General features: G+C 71.1%; 11 protein-coding genes. 3 read left to right on the plus strand and 8 right to left on the minus strand.

The genetic code is table 11. The features are described from left to right. Positions 1–4: 4 nt before the first annotated feature. The 4 genes from gspE to xerD all read right to left on the minus strand — a co-directional run bounded on the left by gspE (position 5) and on the right by xerD (position 7,673). On the minus strand, positions 5–1,732 hold the full coding sequence (gene gspE / locus ACYVAK_RS03285) for a type II secretion system ATPase GspE (protein WP_461057936.1): 1,728 nt from the start codon (positions 1,730–1,732) through the stop codon (positions 5–7). 59 nt (positions 1,733–1,791) lie between these two features. Then, entirely contained in the window at positions 1,792–5,643 is a 3,852-nt protein-coding gene (purL, locus tag ACYVAK_RS03290; protein WP_461057938.1) for a phosphoribosylformylglycinamidine synthase, read from the minus strand. Between the two features lie 113 nt (positions 5,644–5,756). Then, positions 5,757–6,551, minus strand: coding sequence for a DsbC family protein (locus ACYVAK_RS03295; RefSeq protein ID WP_461057940.1), 795 nt, complete (start codon positions 6,549–6,551; stop codon positions 5,757–5,759). A 117-nt stretch (positions 6,552–6,668) separates the two neighbouring features. Then, positions 6,669–7,673 carry a site-specific tyrosine recombinase XerD gene (xerD, locus tag ACYVAK_RS03300; protein ID WP_461057942.1) on the minus strand — a complete coding sequence of 335 codons (1,005 nt, stop codon included), beginning with the start codon at positions 7,671–7,673 and terminating at the stop codon, positions 6,669–6,671. A 38-nt stretch (positions 7,674–7,711) separates the two neighbouring features. On the opposite strand from xerD, the gene ACYVAK_RS03305 reads away from it, so the two are divergent. Then, on the plus strand, positions 7,712–8,233 hold the full coding sequence (locus ACYVAK_RS03305) for an RDD family protein (RefSeq protein WP_461057944.1): 522 nt from the start codon (positions 7,712–7,714) through the stop codon (positions 8,231–8,233). Here ACYVAK_RS03305 and lptG read toward each other — a convergent pair whose 3' ends face one another. Continuing rightward, positions 8,234–9,355 (minus strand): LPS export ABC transporter permease LptG, encoded by a 1,122-nt coding sequence (gene lptG / locus ACYVAK_RS03310; RefSeq protein ID WP_461057946.1) that lies wholly within the window; start codon positions 9,353–9,355, stop codon positions 8,234–8,236. After that, a complete protein-coding gene (lptF, locus tag ACYVAK_RS03315; protein WP_461057948.1) occupies positions 9,325–10,413 on the minus strand; it encodes an LPS export ABC transporter permease LptF in 1,089 nt (362 codons plus the stop codon). Before lptF ends, lptG begins: the two co-directional genes overlap by 31 nt. A gap of 133 nt (positions 10,414–10,546) precedes the next feature. On the opposite strand from lptF, the gene ACYVAK_RS03320 reads away from it, so the two are divergent. Both ACYVAK_RS03320 and ACYVAK_RS03325 read left to right on the plus strand, forming a co-directional pair. Further along, positions 10,547–12,019, plus strand: coding sequence for a leucyl aminopeptidase (locus ACYVAK_RS03320; protein WP_461057951.1), 1,473 nt, complete (start codon positions 10,547–10,549; stop codon positions 12,017–12,019). 37 nt (positions 12,020–12,056) lie between these two features. Continuing rightward, positions 12,057–12,485 carry a DNA polymerase III subunit chi gene (locus tag ACYVAK_RS03325; RefSeq protein WP_461057953.1) on the plus strand — a complete coding sequence of 143 codons (429 nt, stop codon included), beginning with the start codon at positions 12,057–12,059 and terminating at the stop codon, positions 12,483–12,485. A gap of 9 nt (positions 12,486–12,494) precedes the next feature. On the opposite strand, the gene ACYVAK_RS03330 is transcribed toward ACYVAK_RS03325, so the two are convergent. Continuing rightward, complete coding sequence (locus ACYVAK_RS03330; RefSeq protein ID WP_461057955.1) at positions 12,495–13,823, minus strand: aminopeptidase P N-terminal domain-containing protein; 1,329 nt, start codon at positions 13,821–13,823, stop codon at positions 12,495–12,497. Further along, the gene (locus tag ACYVAK_RS03335; RefSeq protein WP_461057957.1) at positions 13,823–14,362 is read right to left on the minus strand and encodes a UPF0149 family protein; all 540 of its coding nucleotides are present in this window, start codon (positions 14,360–14,362) and stop codon (positions 13,823–13,825) included. The genes ACYVAK_RS03330 and ACYVAK_RS03335 overlap by 1 nt, the downstream gene beginning before the upstream one ends. Positions 14,363–14,417: the final 55 nt, after the last annotated feature.

Below are 14,417 nucleotides of genomic sequence, written 5' to 3' on the forward strand. Positions count from 1 at the left end.
CGACCTAAGCCTCTTCCGTCACGCGCAGCACTTCCTCGATGGTCGTCTGGCCCGCGAGGGCCTTGGCGAGCCCGTCCTCGTACATCGTTCGCATGCCGCGGGCGCGGGCCTCGCGCTCGATCTCCACACTCGTGGCGTGCTGCATCACCAGCTTGCGGATGGCGTCGTCGACAACGAGGAATTCCATGATCGTCGTGCGGCCGAGGTAGCCCGTGGGCGTCAGCGCCGAGGGCTTCGGGCGGTACAGGTGGATCGTTCCTTCCGGCTGCAGGCGGCGCAGGCCGAACTTCTCGATCTCTTCTGGCGAAGCCTCGTAGCGCTCGGCGTGCGTCGGCTCAAGGCGGCGCACCAGGCGCTGGCCGAGGATGCCGTTGATCGTCGAGGTCAGCAGGTAGTCCTCGACACCCATGTCGAGCAGGCGGGTGATGCCGCCGGCCGCGCTGTTGGTGTGCAGCGTACTGAGCACGAGGTGGCCGGTGAGCGCCGACTGGATGGCGATCTTCGCCGTCTCTAGGTCGCGCATCTCGCCGATCATGATGATGTCGGGGTCCTGGCGGACGATGCTGCGCAGCGCCGTCGCGAAGTCGAGGCCGATCTGCGCCTTCGCCTGGATCTGGTTGATGCCCTCGATCTGGTACTCGACCGGGTCCTCGACGGTGATGATCTTGACGTCGTCGGTGTTGAGCTTCGACAGCGCGGTGTACAGCGTCGTCGTCTTGCCCGAGCCGGTGGGGCCGGTGACCAGCAGGATGCCGTGGGGCTGGTCGAGTACCTTCATGAACCGGGGCAGGAACTCGTCGGTGAAGCCCAGCTGGTGGAAGTCGAAGACCACGGACTCGCGGTCGAGCAGTCGCATCACCACGCTCTCGCCGTGCTGCGTCGGCACCGTGCTGACGCGCAGGTCGAGCTCCTTGCCCTGCACGCGCACCATGATGCGGCCGTCCTGCGGCAGGCGGCGCTCGGCGATGTTGAGCTTGGCCATGATCTTGATGCGCGAGATCACCGCCGCGGTCAGCGCGGCCGGGGGGCTCTCGGCGTCGATCAAGACGCCGTCGATGCGGTAGCGCACCTTCAGCCGCGTTTCGAACGGCTCGATGTGGATGTCCGATGCGCGCGTCTCGACCGCGCGCTGGATCAGCAGGTTCACGAGGCGGATCACCGGCGCCTCGGAGGCGAGGTCGCGCAGGTGCTCGACGTCGTCCTCCTCGCGCGATTCCTCGCCCACATCCTCGACGATGCTGCCGAGCGCGCTTCGGCCCTGGCCGTAGTAGCGCTCGACGAGATCGCTGATCTCGGAACGCAGGCCGACGGCGAGCTTCACCTCGCGGCCAGTCGCCAGCCGCACGGCATCGGCGAGGTAGGCGTCCTGCGGATCGGCGCAGAGGATGGTGACGCTCTGCGCGTCCTCGCCCACCGGGCAGACGGCGTGATGCTTCAGGAACTTGAGCGACAGCGCCACGCCGGCCGGCGGACCCTCCGGGCAATCCTTGGCCGCCATCAGCGGCAGGCCGAGCACGTCGCCCAGTGTGTCGGCCATGTCGCGCTCCGACACCATGCCGAGCTTCACCAGCAGCGACGGCAAGCCACCGCCGGTTTCCGCCCGCAGACGTTCGGCGCGGACAAGATCGGCGTCCTTCAGCCGGCCACGAGCCACGAGGGCCGCGGCGATGCGGGCGTCCAAGTCGGTGTCGAGGCCGCTGTCGGGGGGGGCGGGGGCGTCGGTGTCAGCCATCGCCCAAGGGTATCAGGGGCGCGTGACCGCGATCACGCGGGCGCGCCCCTCGCTCTCGTTCAGCCGACGAAGGCCCGGGCGTTGCGGAACAGCCGCAGCCACGGCGACGCTTCGCCCCAGCCGGCCGGGGCCCAGCTGAGCTGCACGGTCCGGAACACGCGCTCCGGGTGCGGCATCATCAGGGTGGCGCGGCCGTCGCGCGAGGTGAGGCCGGCGATGCCGTCCGGCGAGCCGTTCGGGTTGGCTGGGAAGGCCTGGGTCACGCGGCCTTCGCCGTCCACATAGCGCATCGCCACGGCGGCCGCCGTGCGATGGGCCTCGTCGCTGAAACACGCGCGGCCTTCGCCGTGCGAGACCACGATGGGGATGCGCGAGCCGGCCATGCCCTTCAGCAGCACCGAGGGCGAGTCCTCGACGAGCACCTGCGCCACGCGGGCCTCGTACTGCTCGCTCAGGTTGCGGACGAAGCGCGGCCAGTGCTCGGCGCCCGGCACGAGGTCCTTGAGCTGGGCCAGCATCTGGCAGCCGTTGCAGACGCCGAGGCTGAAGCTGTCCGGCCGCGCGAAGAACGCGGCGAACTGCTCGCGCAAGGCGTCGCGGGTGAGGATGGATGTGGCCCAGCCGCGGCCGGCGCCCAGGACGTCGCCGTAGCTGAAGCCGCCGCAGGCCGCGAGGCCCTTGAAGCCGTCGAGACGCAGGCGGCCTTCGATCAGGTCGCTCATGTGCACGTCGACCGCGGTGAAGCCGGCGCGGTCGAACGCCGCCGCCATCTCGATCTGGCCGTTGACGCCCTGCTCGCGCACGATCGCCACGCGCGGGCGCACACCCGTGTTGATGAACGGCGCCGCGATGTCGTCCTGCGGCTCGAAGCTGAGCTTCGGGTTCAGGCCAGCGTCGTCGAAGCGGCGGCGGGCCTCCTTCTCCTCGTCCGCGCAGCCGGGGTCGTCGCGGCGCTGCTGCATGGCGTGGCTGGTGGCCCACCAGGCGTCGAAGAGTTCGGTCCACGTCCACTCGGCCAGCGTCTTCCCGTCGTCGTTGACGCGGACGCGCGGCGCGCTGGCGGGCTTGCCGACGCGCTGCGCGCACTCGGTGAGGCCATGGCGCTCGACCAGGTCGGCGAAGGCGGCACGGTCTTCGACCGCCACCTGCACCACCGCCCCGAGCTCTTCGGCGAACAGCGTGCGGAACGGGTCGTCGCCCCAGCCGTCGAGCGCGAGGTCGAGGCCGACGTGGCCGGCGAAGGCCATCTCGCACAGCGTGGCGAAAGCACCGCCGTCGCTGCGGTCGTGGTACGCCAAGAGCAACTGGTCCTCGCGCGCCTCGTTGATGAGCGCGACGAAATCCTTCAGGCGCTGCGGGTCGTCGAGGTCGGGTGCGGTGCCGCCGAAGGCGTTGTAGCACTGCGCGAGGATCGAGCCGCCGAGGCGCTTCTTGCCGGCGCCGAGGCCGATCAGCCACAGCTCGGAATCGACGCCGCGCTTCAGGTCGGCCGTGAGCTGCGCGCGCACGTCGGCCACGCGGGCGAACGCGGTGATGATCAGCGAGACCGGCGAGACCGACTTCTGCGGGCTGCCGTCGACGGCGTACTGCGCCTGCATCGACAGCGAGTCCTTGCCGACCGGGATCGACAGGTCGAGTTCGGGGCAGAGCTCGAGGCCTACCGCCTTCACCGCATCGAACAGCGCGGCGTCCTCACCGGGGTGCGAGCAAGCGGCCATCCAATTGGCCGAGAGCTTCACTTCCTCCATCGAGGCAATGGGGGCCGCGACAAGATTCGTGATGGCTTCGCCGACCGCCATGCGCGCGGAGGCCTTGGGGTCGATCAGCGCCAGCGGCGTGCGCTCGCCCATCGCCATGGCTTCGCCAGCAAAGCCGTGGAAATCGGTGAGCGTGATGGCGACATCGGCCACCGGCAGCTGCCACGGGCCGACCATCTGGTCGCGGGCGGTGAGGCCGCCGACGCTGCGGTCGCCGATGGTGATGAGGAAGCTCTTGCTCGCCACCGTCGGATGCGCGAGCACGCGCAGGCCGGCCTCGCGCAGATCGAGCGCGGCGGTGTCGAGCTTCGGCCAGCGCGTCGCCGCCACGTGGGCGGTGTCGCGGTGCATCTTCGGCGCCTTGCCAAACAGCACGTTCATCGGCAGGTCGATCGGGCGCGACCCGTCGGCGTCCTCGAGCACGAGGCGCTCCTCGGCCGTCGCCACGCCGACCGCGGCGTACAGGCAGCGCTCGCGCTTCGCGATGGCGTCGAAGGCCGCGAGGTGCTCGGGCGCGATGCCCAGCACGTAGCGCTCCTGCGACTCGTTGCACCACAGCTGCATCGGCGACAGCGACGGGTCGTCGCTGGGGATCGTCGCCATCTGGATGCGGCCGCCGAGGCCGGCGTCGTGCAGCAGTTCCGGGATGGCGTTCGACAGGCCGCCGGCGCCGACGTCGTGGAAGGCGCGGATCGGGTTGTCGGCACCGAGCGCCACGCAGCGGTCGATGACCTCCTGCACGCGGCGCTCCATTTCCGGGTTGTCGCGCTGCACCGAGGCGAAATCGAGGTCCTCGCTGCTCTGGCCGCTGGCCAGCGAGCTGGCCGCACCGCCACCGAGGCCGATCAGCATCGCCGGGCCGCCGATCACGATGACGAGGTCGCCGTCGCGCAGGCCCAGCTTCTTCACTTGGACGCGGTCGATGGCACCCAGGCCGCCGGCCAGCATGATCGGCTTGTCGTAGGCGCGGACGAGGCCCGGCGTTTCCGTCGGCAGTTCGAAGCTGCGGAAGTAGCCGACCAGGGCCGGGCGGCCGAACTCGTTGTTGAACGCCGCCGCGCCCAGCGGGCCGTCGCGCATGATCTCGAAGGCCGGAGCCATGCGCGGGTTCAGCGCGCGGGGCTGTTCCCACGGCTGCGCCGCACCGGGGATGCGCAGATGCGAGACGGTGAAGCCGGTCAGGCCGGCCTTGGGCTTGCCACCGCGGCCGGTGGCGCCCTCGTCGCGGATCTCGCCGCCGGCGCCGGTGGAGGCGCCCGGGAAGGGCGAGATCGCCGTCGGGTGGTTGTGGGTCTCGACCTTGATGCAGTACGCGCTGTCGGCGACCGGCTCGGCCACGTACTCGCCGCTGGCAAGGTCGGGGCGGAAGCGGCGGCCCGGGTGGCCCTCGACCACGGCGGCGTTGTCGGCGTAGGCCGTGAGCGTGAACTGCGGCGTCGCGGCGTGCGTCGCCTTGATCATCTTGAACAGCGAGTGGGTCTGGTCCTCGCCGTCGATGGTCCAGCTGGCGTTGAAGATCTTGTGCCGGCAGTGCTCGGAGTTCGCCTGCGCGAACATCATCAGTTCGGCGTCCGTCGCCGGCCGGCCCAGCTGGGTGTAGGCGTCCTGCAGGTAGGCGATCTCGTCCTCGGACAGCGCGAGGCCGAGGCGGCCGTTCGCCGCCGGCAGCGCCGCCGGAGCGATGTGCTCCACGGCGCCCTTCGGCGGCACGCGGAACAGGGCTTCGGCTTCGTCGAGCGTCGCCACGAACGACTGCGTCATCGGATCGTGCAGCGCCCGCGAAAGGCGGCGCGCGGCGTCGGCATCGGACGGCCAGTTCGCGAGATCGATGCGCAGGCCACGCTCCACGCGGGCGATGGCGTGACCGGCACCGCGCAGGATCTCGGTGGCCTTGCTGGCCCAGGGCGACAGCGTGCCAAGGCGCGGCACCACGAAGCGGCTGACCGCGCCGGCCGGCGTCGGCGTGGTCGCGATGCAGCCCTCGAGGATGGCCCCGACCGCGCCGGTGTCGATGGCGGCGCCGTCGCGGGGTTGGATCAGGTAGACGTGGTGGGTGCCCAGCACCTCGACCGCGGGATGGATCGCCTGGCACTCGGCCCGGAGGCGTTGCAGGCGGAAGGCGGACAGGGCCGGCAGGCCCTCGAGCACGATCATGGACCAGCGAATCCGACGAGGCGGGGCGCGAATTCTAGCAAAGCGCCCACCCTGCCCCGCCGATCCCTCGGAGAGCGCCCCCCTTCGAGGGCGGGCGCCTGCGACGCGCGGCCTCAGCGCGCGGCGGTGGCGGCGTTTGCCGCGGCCTCGGCGGCCGCGTTGGCCTCGAGGGCGGCCAGCAGCCGCTGCGGCTCGAGGTAGCCGCCAAGCTGGGCGCCGTTCGCGGCGAACACGGCCGGCGTGGCGTTGACCCCGACGTCCTGCCCGAGCGCGTACTCGGCACCGACAGGGTTGTTGCAGCCGCCGGGCGGCAGGGCCTTGCCCGCCTTTGCATCGGTCATGGCCTGACGCGGGTCCCTCGCGCACCAGACCGACTCGGCCTTCGCCCAGCTCTCGGACCCTTCGCCCGCACGCGGGAAGAAGAGGTATTCCACGGCGATGCCGAGTGCGTTGTATTCGGCGACATGCTGGTGGAACATCCGGCAGTAGCCGCAGTCGATGTCGGTGAATACCGTCACCGTGTACTTCGGGTCGCGCGGCGCGAAGACGATGCGCTGCGACGTCGGGATGGCTTTCAGGCCCTCGACGCGGATGTCGTCCATCGCCGCGTCGGTGATGTTCCGGCGCTCCCGCATGTCGATGACGGCGCCATCGATGATGTAGCGGCCGTCGTTGCTGACGTAGAACACGCGCCCTGCGACCACGGCCTCGGTGAAGCCGGCGATCGGGGCCGGGCGCAACCGGCGGATGTCGGCGCCGGGCAAGGCGCCCGCGAGCGTTGCCCGAACCGCTGCCTCACCCGCCGCAGGCGTGGTCGCGGGTGCCGACGGCGCCGGTTGGGCGCAGGCCGAGAGGCCGAGGCCCAGCGAGAGGGCGAGGACGGAGAGCGGGGCAAGGCGACGACGCATGGGCATTCCAAGGCAGAAAGTCGGGGTCTGGCGGCGGGGGCCGCAGCGGGGCTTCACGTTGCGTATTGAAGCACAGCCCCCGACCCGGGACCGTGAGCGGGACGCGGTCCGCCGCGGTTAACCGCGCGGGTGGTGGGCGGCGTGCAGGCGCTTGAGCCCCTCGCGCGCCACGTGGGTGTAGATCTGCGTGGTCGAGAGGCTGCTGTGTCCGAGGAGCATCTGGACCACGCGGAGGTCGGCGCCACGATTCAAGAGGTGCGTCGCGAAACTGTGACGCAGGCCATGGGGGGTGACCTTGGCGGGGTCGATACCGGCTCGCGCGGCCAACGCTTTCAGGCGCGCCCAGAACTGCTGGCGCGTTGGCGGCGCGCCGTCCGCCCCGAGGAACAGCGCGCCCGGGTTCGCGGAGCGGCCATCCGCCGCGCGCGCCAGTGTGGGCCGGGCCTCGGCCAGATAGCGCTCCAACCAGTGCTGGGCCTCGGCACCGATCGGCACGAGACGCTCCTTGCCTCCCTTGCCGCGGACGCGAAGCACGCCCTGTCGGAGATTCACCGCCAGCGTCGGCAAGGCCACCAGCTCGGAAACACGCAAGCCGGTGGCGTACAGCAATTCGAGCATGGCGCGCTCGGCAAGCCCGGCGGGCGTGCCGGGGTCCGGCGCCTGGAGCAGGGCGTCGACCTGCGATTCGGCGAGGGCCTTGGGGAGTGGACGCGGCAGGGTCGGCAGCTCCAGCAGGGCCGTCGGGTCGCTGGACATCCGCTGCTGGCGCATCGCATCAGCGAAGAAAGCGCGCAAAGCGGCCATCAGCCGGGCGGTGCTCCGCGCCGCGTACCCGGCCCCGGCGCGCATCTCCAGAAGCGCGAAAAGCTCGGCCCGAGTGGCGGCGCGAAGGCCCGCCACGCCACGCGAGGCCAACCAGCGCGCGGCCAGCTCCAGATCGCTCCGATAGGCGGAGAGCGTGGCGCGGGCGCTGCCGGTTTCCGCCCAGTGGCGGCGGAGAAAGGCCTCGATGTCGGCCGCATCCGTGGCCGGGACATCGGGCCATGTCGCGCCGAGCCTCCGGCGTTCGGCGGTGGAAGCCGGCGGGCCACTGCGGCGGCGGGCGGCGGGAACGTCGGTCATGACGGCACTCTAGCCGAGGCGGCCGGTATCCTTGGGCGATGACCGCACTGATTCCGCAGGCCCGGCCTGCCTCCTTGGGCTGGCGCCTGCTCGCCCTCGTCTACGACCTGTTCCCGGTGTTCGCGCTGGTGCTCGCCTTCGGCGGCGTCGTCACCGCCATCGCCGCTGCCCTGGGCCATCCCGACCTCAGCGACCTGCCGTGGATGGCACCGGTGATGGTCGCCGGCACGTGGAGCGCCGCCGGCGCCTATTTCGTGCTGAGCTGGTCGCGCGGCGGACAAACCCTCGGCATGCGCCCATGGCGACTCAAGGTGGTGGGCGACGACGGCCATCCGGCGTCGCGGCTCGTGCTGCTGCGTCGCTACGCGCTCGCCACCGTGCCGGCCATCCTCGGCATCGAAGTGGCCGCGTGGCTTCCGGGTATCGAGCGCCTGCTCCCGTTCTGGATCGGCGCTGGCATCGCCGCGGCGGGCCCGCTCTGGTCGCTGGTCGACCGCGATTCGGCGGCGCTTTACGACCGCTGGGCGGGGACGCGGTTCGTTCGCCTCGAAGCGCCCTGATCAACGCCGGCGGACCCACCACGCGCCGAACGCGACCAGCAGCAGCACCGGCAACGCATACGCGACGACGATCGGCCACTGGTAGGCCTTCGCGAGGTTCACCAGCATCGGCTGGACCAGACGCGCGACGAGCGCGAACACGATGCCGATGAAGAGCCGTTGGCCGAAGCCGCCGCTGCGCTGCTGCCCGAAGGCGACCGGCAGTGCGGCGAACACGAGGGCCAGCGTGGTGAGCGGGAAGAACCAGCGCGCCCAGTACGCCTCGCTCATGGCCCCCGCATCGAGCCCATTCCGCCGCAACTGCTCGATGCGGCTGCCGAGCGCCATGGTCGTCAGCAGATCGGGATGCTGGAGGCTGGCCTCGATGGCGCCGGGTCGCAGTGCCGTCGACCACGACTGGACGTCGAACCGCTCCACCGCGACGCTGCGCGCGCTGAACGTGGTGCGCTTGACGTCACGGAGCTGCCAGCCGCGGGTCTCGTCGTAGTCGGCTTCGCCGGCTTCCTGGATCCACGCGAGGCGCCCCTGCGGGTCGAAGGCGAACACCCGCACCTGGTTGAAGACCAGCATGGTGCGGCCATCCACCACGCGGCGTTCGCCGCCCTGAGCGTTGAAAACCTCGCCGCCCTCGCGCGCCCACACGTTGGCGCCCCCGGCCAAGGCGACCTCGCGCTGCATCGCGCCGAGCTTCAACGCCTGCGCCCGCTGCTCGGCGCCGGGGATGACGACCTCCATCGCGACCATCAACGGCACGATGATCATGGCGACGGCCAGCAGCGACGTCGCCCCGATGCGCAAAGGCGAAAGGCCCGACGCGCGCAGTGCCACCAGTTCGGACTTCGCCGCGTGCGCCCCCAGCGCGAGGACGGTGCCGATGACGGCCGCCATCGGGAAGCTCTCGTAAGCCCGCCGCGGCGCCTGCAAGGCCAGGTAGAGGAGCGCATGGCCCACGCCGTAATCGCCTTGGCCGATGTCGTCCATCTGCCCGACGAGCGCGCCCAGCACGGCAAAGCCGGTGAGCACGAGCCAGCTGAGGAGGACGCTGGACAGGACCGAACGCCCGATGAAGCGGTGATGGACCCGCAACGTGATCACGAGCGCACCACGGAAGCGCGGCGCCACAGCGGCGGCTCGCCGTCGCGCCACACCAGCCAGATCGCCAGTGCCAGTGCCGGCAGCAACAGCCACCACAGGCCCAGGGCCATCGGGATCTGGCCGGTGCCCAACCATGTGCGGCCGAGGATCAACAGGTTGCTGCCGAAGGTGTAGGCCAGCGTGGCGAGGATCATCCGGCCGTAGCGGGCCTGCCGCGGCGGGCTGCGCGACAGGGGCAGCGCCAGCAAGGCCAGCACCACCGAGAACAGCGGGATGCCGACGCGGTAGTGGAACTCCGCGCGGGCGCGCGGCGTGGCCGTCTCGCCGATGAGGGCGAGGGAGGGTCGGCCAGCGAGCGGGTTGCGCTCCTCGCTCTCGACATCGGGCAGCCTCACTTCGTTCACATCGAAACGCTGCAGCCGGAAGTCCGGCTCGCCGGGCTGCCCTTCGGCGCGGAAGCCGTCGCGGAGGCGGAGGAAGCGACCACCGCGATCGACGAACATCTCGCCCTCGACCGCGGTGATCACGTCGACGCGGTCCCCCCGCTGCATCTGCACGAAGAGGCGCTTGAACTCCCGGCCATCGGGCGACAGCGCACCGACGAACACCACGCCCCGCCCACCGGGCAACTCGACGAAACGCCCCGCATCAAGTCCCGCGACCAGGAAGCTGCGATTGGCGTTCGCGACCGCCGCCGTGGCTTCGCGCTCGGCCAAGGGGCCCAGCCAAAGGCTGCACAGGGCGATCACGGTCGCCACTGGCAGGACAACGAGCATCATCGGCCCGAGGAGCTGGCGGGGCCCCTGTCCCAGCGAGAAGAGCACGGCCATCTCGCTGTCCCGATACAGGCGGCTGATCCCCATCAACAGGCCGATGAACAGACCGAGCGGCAGCACCAGCGGCAGGTAGGAGACGAGGCGCAGGCCCATCTGCGAGAACAGCAACGGCGCTGGCACGCGGCCGCGCGCGATCTCGGACACCAGGTCCGCGAACACGCCGCCCAAACTCACCAGCAGCAGCACGACCACGGTCGCCGCGGTGGTCGCGGCCAGCTGTCGCACGAGGTAGCGCTGCAGGGTCGTCAAGGCGGTCCTCGCACGGGATCGATTACACTCGCGGCCCCCGCGGGGCACCGCCGTACTGGCGGCCGGCGCCTCAGCACCGACCTGCCTTGCCGGCAACGCCGGTCAAGGCGCTGCATTCTACGGAAACTCCCCGATGGCACTCGAATTCGACCTGAACCCGTCCGCCGCTGCGTCGGTGGCCACCGACGCCGTCATCGTCGGCATCCACGCCGATGGCCGCCTGAGCGACAGCGCCGCGGCCATCGATGCCGCGAGCGGCGGCCGCCTCTCGGCCCTCCACGCCCGCGGCGACCTGCCGGGCAAGGCCGGGCGCACCACCCTGCTGACCGACCTGCCCGGCGTCGCCGCGCCGCGCGTCATCGTGGTGGGCGCCGGCGAGGCCGGCAAGCTGAACGCCGCCGGCTACCAGAAGCTCATCGGCGACGCGGTGCGCGCGGTGAAGGCCACCCCGGCGAAGCGCGCCCTTTTCACGCTGAGCGAACTCGCCATCGAGGGCCGCGACGCCGGCTTCGCCATCGAGCAGGCGGTGGCCTGCGCCGACCACGCGGCCTACCGTTACACCGCGACCCGCAACGCCGGCCCGGCCCCGGATCTCGTGGGCCTTTCGATCCGCGGCGACGACGCCGCGGCGCTCGAGCGTGGCAAGGCCATCGCCGCCGGCACGGAGCTGGCCCGCGAGCTCGGCCACCTGCCGCCGAACATCTGCAACCCGGCCTACCTCGCCGACACCGCGCGGAAGATCGCCGCGGACCATGCGGGCGTCGAGGTCGAGGTGCTGGAAGAGGCGGATCTCGAGGCGCTGGGCATGGGCTCGCTGCTGGCCGTCGGCCGCGGCTCGCACAACCGCCCGAAGGTCATCGTCCTGAAGTGGAACGGCGGCGGCGACGCCAAGCCGCACGTGCTCGTCGGCAAGGGGATCACCTTCGACACCGGCGGCATCAACCTGAAGGTGCAGGGCGGCATCGAGGAGATGAAGTTCGACATGCTCGGCGCCGCCAGCGTGCTCGGCAGCTTCCTCACGGCCGCCAAGCTCCGGCTGCCGATCAACGTGGTCGCGATCGCCGCCGCGGTCGAGAACATGCCGGACGGCAACGCCTACCGTCCGTCCGACGTGCTCACCTCGATGAGCGGCAAGACCATCGAGGTCGGCAACACCGACGCCGAGGGCCGACTGATCCTCTGCGACGCCCTGACCTACGCGCAGCGGTTCGAGCCGAAGGCCCTGGTCGACGTGGCCACGCTGACGGGGGCGGTGATCATCGCGCTGGGCAAGCACGCCACCGGCCTGATGTCGCACCACGACGACCTCGCGGCCGAGCTGCTCGCCGCGGGCGAGTACGCGCACGACCGCGCCTGGCGCCTGCCGATCTGGGACGACTACCAGTCGCAGCTCGATTCGATCTATGCCGACGTCTACAACATCGGCGGGAAGGCGGCCGGCTCGATCACCGCGGCCTGCTTCCTCTCCCGCTTCGCGGAGGGCCAGCGCTGGGCGCACCTCGACATCGCCGGCTCGTCCTCGGACGAGGGCCGCAAGGGCATGGCCACCGGCCGTCCGGTCGGCCTGCTGACCCGCTGGCTGATCGACCAGGCCCGGGCGGCCTGAGCGTGACGCGCCCCGCGACCCCGCGGGGCGCCCGCCGATGAGCGCGCGCGCCGACTTCTACCTGATCGACAAGCCTCGCTTCCGCGAGCAGCCCCTGCTGCTCGTGTGCGAACTCGCCAAGCGCTGCCACGGCACCGGCAAGCCGACGCTGGTGCTGTGCGCCACGGCGCAGCAGGCCGAGGAACTCGACGACCTGCTGTGGTCGTTCGAGGAGGACAGCTTCATCGAGCACCAGATCGCCGGCCTCGACGAGGACGAGGACGACGTCCCCGTGCTCGTGGTGCCTCCCGGCATCGAGGCGCCGATGCGCGCCATGGTGATCAACCTGCGCGCCGAGACGGTGCCCGAGGGCTTCGAACGCGTGCTGGAAGTGGTGCCCGCCGATCCGTCCGCGCGCGAGCCGCTTCGCGCACGCTGGAAGCAGTACCAGGCCCGCGGCCTGGCCCTGAACAAGCACGACATGTGAGGCGCGGGCTCAGCCCGCCATCCACGCCTCGACTGCATCGGCGTCTTTCGGCACGGCGCCGGTCAGCACTTCCCCGCCGTCGTCGGTGATCCTGACTTCGTCCTCGATGCGGATGCCGATGCCCCGCCACTTGGCCGGGACCGCGGCATCGGGCGCGATGTAAAGCCCGGGCTCGACGGTGAACACCATGCCCGGCTCGAGCAGTCGCGATTCGCCCGCCACCTTGTAGTCGCCGACGTCGTGCACGTCGAGGCCGATCCAGTGCCCGGTCTTGTGCATGTAGAAGGCCTTGTAGGCCTCGCTCTCCAACGCCTTCCGCAGCGTGCCCTTCAGCAGGCCGAGCGAGAGCAGGCCTTCCGTGAGCACCTCGACCGCGGCGTCGTGCACGCCGGCGTAGGGCCGCCCGGGCACAGCCTGGGCGATGGCCGCCGCCTGCGCCGACAGCACGAGGTCGTACAGCGCGCGCTGCTCTTTCGAATAGCGGCCATTGACCGGCCACGTCCGGGTGATGTCGCTGGCGTAACCGCGAAACTCGGCGCCGGCGTCGCAGAGCAGCAGGTCGCCGTCCTTCAGCGGGCCGTTGTTCTCGCGGTAGTGCAGCACGCAGGCGTTCGGGCCCGCGCCGACGATGGGGTTGTAGGCCGGCACGCAATCGTGCGCGCGCCACACGCCCCACAGCGCCGCCTCCACCTCGAATTCGCGGCCGCCCGCGCGGGTCGCTCGCATCGCCGCCTTCTGCGCCTCGGCCGCCACGCTGGCGGCGAAGCGCATCTGCCTCAATTCGGCCGGCGACTTGAACAGGCGAAGTTCGTGCAGCAGGTGGCCCAGCTCGAGGAACTCGTGCGGCGGCTGCGCGCCCTGCCGCGCCTGCGCGCGGACCCGGTTCACCCAGCCGATGAGCTTCAGGTCGAAGTCGGTGTCGCGGCCGAAGTGGTAGTAGACCCGCGAACGACCCTCCAGCAGGCCCGGCAGGATCTCGTCGATGTCGTCGATGGGGTAGGCATCATCGATGCCATAACCCGCCACCGCCCCTTCGGGACCGGCGCGCCGTCCGTCCCAGAGTTCGCGCTCCGGGTGGCGCTCTCGGCAGAACAGCAGGGTCTCGCCATGCGCGCGGCCCGGCACCAGCACCAGCACGGCTTCCGGCTCCGGGAAACCGGTGAGGTAAGCGAAGTCGGAATCCTGCCGGTAGGGGTGGTGCGTGTCGTGGCTGCGGATGCGCTCCGGCGCGGCCGGAAGGATCAGGATGGCGTCGTCCTGCGCCATCTGCAGCAGGGCACGGCGGCGGCGCTGGTATTCGCCCTTGGCGACCTCGGCCGGGGCCTTCGGCGCCACCATCAGTGCAGGCGCTTGCGATCGCCGGTGGCGGCGAGGCAATCGCCGTGGATCAGCAGGGCCGCCACGCGGACGAACTCCTCGAGTTCCACCAGGGCCTCCTCGTCCGCGTCCGGATCGTCGTAGCTGACGTCGGATTCGGCGATGCGGGCGACATCCCCCAAGGCCTCGCGCGCCTCCTCGCCGAGCTTTGGCTCGATGCCGGCCAGACCGACACCGCCAAGGAAGCCGCGGCACCAGGCCACCAACGCCTCGCCCCGCTCGGCCACCGGCGCATCGTCGTCGGGAAGGAGCAACTCCAGGCCGAAGTCCGTCCCGCCGAGCTGTTCGATGGTCGCCGCGTCCAGGCGGCCGAGGGCCGACGACGCCGGCGGCAGCGGCACGGCGTCATCGCCCATGGCCTCGGCGAGCCAGTTGGCGCGCGGTGGATGGCCGCAGCGCAGGGCGCACAAGGAGCCATGCAGCTCGGACGGATCCACGGACAGCGAGAGCGCGGCGATCTGCTCGGCCACCGCGGCGTAGGAGGGCAAGGAATCGGACATGTCACGCGGCCACAATCTGTCCCTGCAGTCTATCAGCGGCCCGCGCGCTTGGTGC

Source organism: Silanimonas algicola (genome assembly GCF_054777375.1).

Excerpts from the sequence above, each read along its gene's own strand:
- gspE (WP_461057936.1), bottom strand. The coding sequence starts at position 1,732 with ATGGCTGACACCGACGCCCCCGCCCCCCCCGACAGCGGCCTCGACACC.
- purL (WP_461057938.1), bottom strand. The coding sequence starts at position 5,643 with ATGATCGTGCTCGAGGGCCTGCCGGCCCTGTCCGCCTTCCGCCTGCAA.
- ACYVAK_RS03295 (WP_461057940.1), bottom strand. The coding sequence starts at position 6,551 with ATGCGTCGTCGCCTTGCCCCGCTCTCCGTCCTCGCCCTCTCGCTGGGC.
- xerD (WP_461057942.1), bottom strand. The coding sequence starts at position 7,673 with ATGACCGACGTTCCCGCCGCCCGCCGCCGCAGTGGCCCGCCGGCTTCC.
- ACYVAK_RS03305 (WP_461057944.1), top strand. The coding sequence starts at position 7,712 with ATGACCGCACTGATTCCGCAGGCCCGGCCTGCCTCCTTGGGCTGGCGC.
- ACYVAK_RS03320 (WP_461057951.1), top strand. The coding sequence starts at position 10,547 with ATGGCACTCGAATTCGACCTGAACCCGTCCGCCGCTGCGTCGGTGGCC.
- ACYVAK_RS03325 (WP_461057953.1), top strand. The coding sequence starts at position 12,057 with ATGAGCGCGCGCGCCGACTTCTACCTGATCGACAAGCCTCGCTTCCGC.
- ACYVAK_RS03330 (WP_461057955.1), bottom strand. The coding sequence starts at position 13,823 with ATGGTGGCGCCGAAGGCCCCGGCCGAGGTCGCCAAGGGCGAATACCAG.
- ACYVAK_RS03335 (WP_461057957.1), bottom strand. The coding sequence starts at position 14,362 with ATGTCCGATTCCTTGCCCTCCTACGCCGCGGTGGCCGAGCAGATCGCC.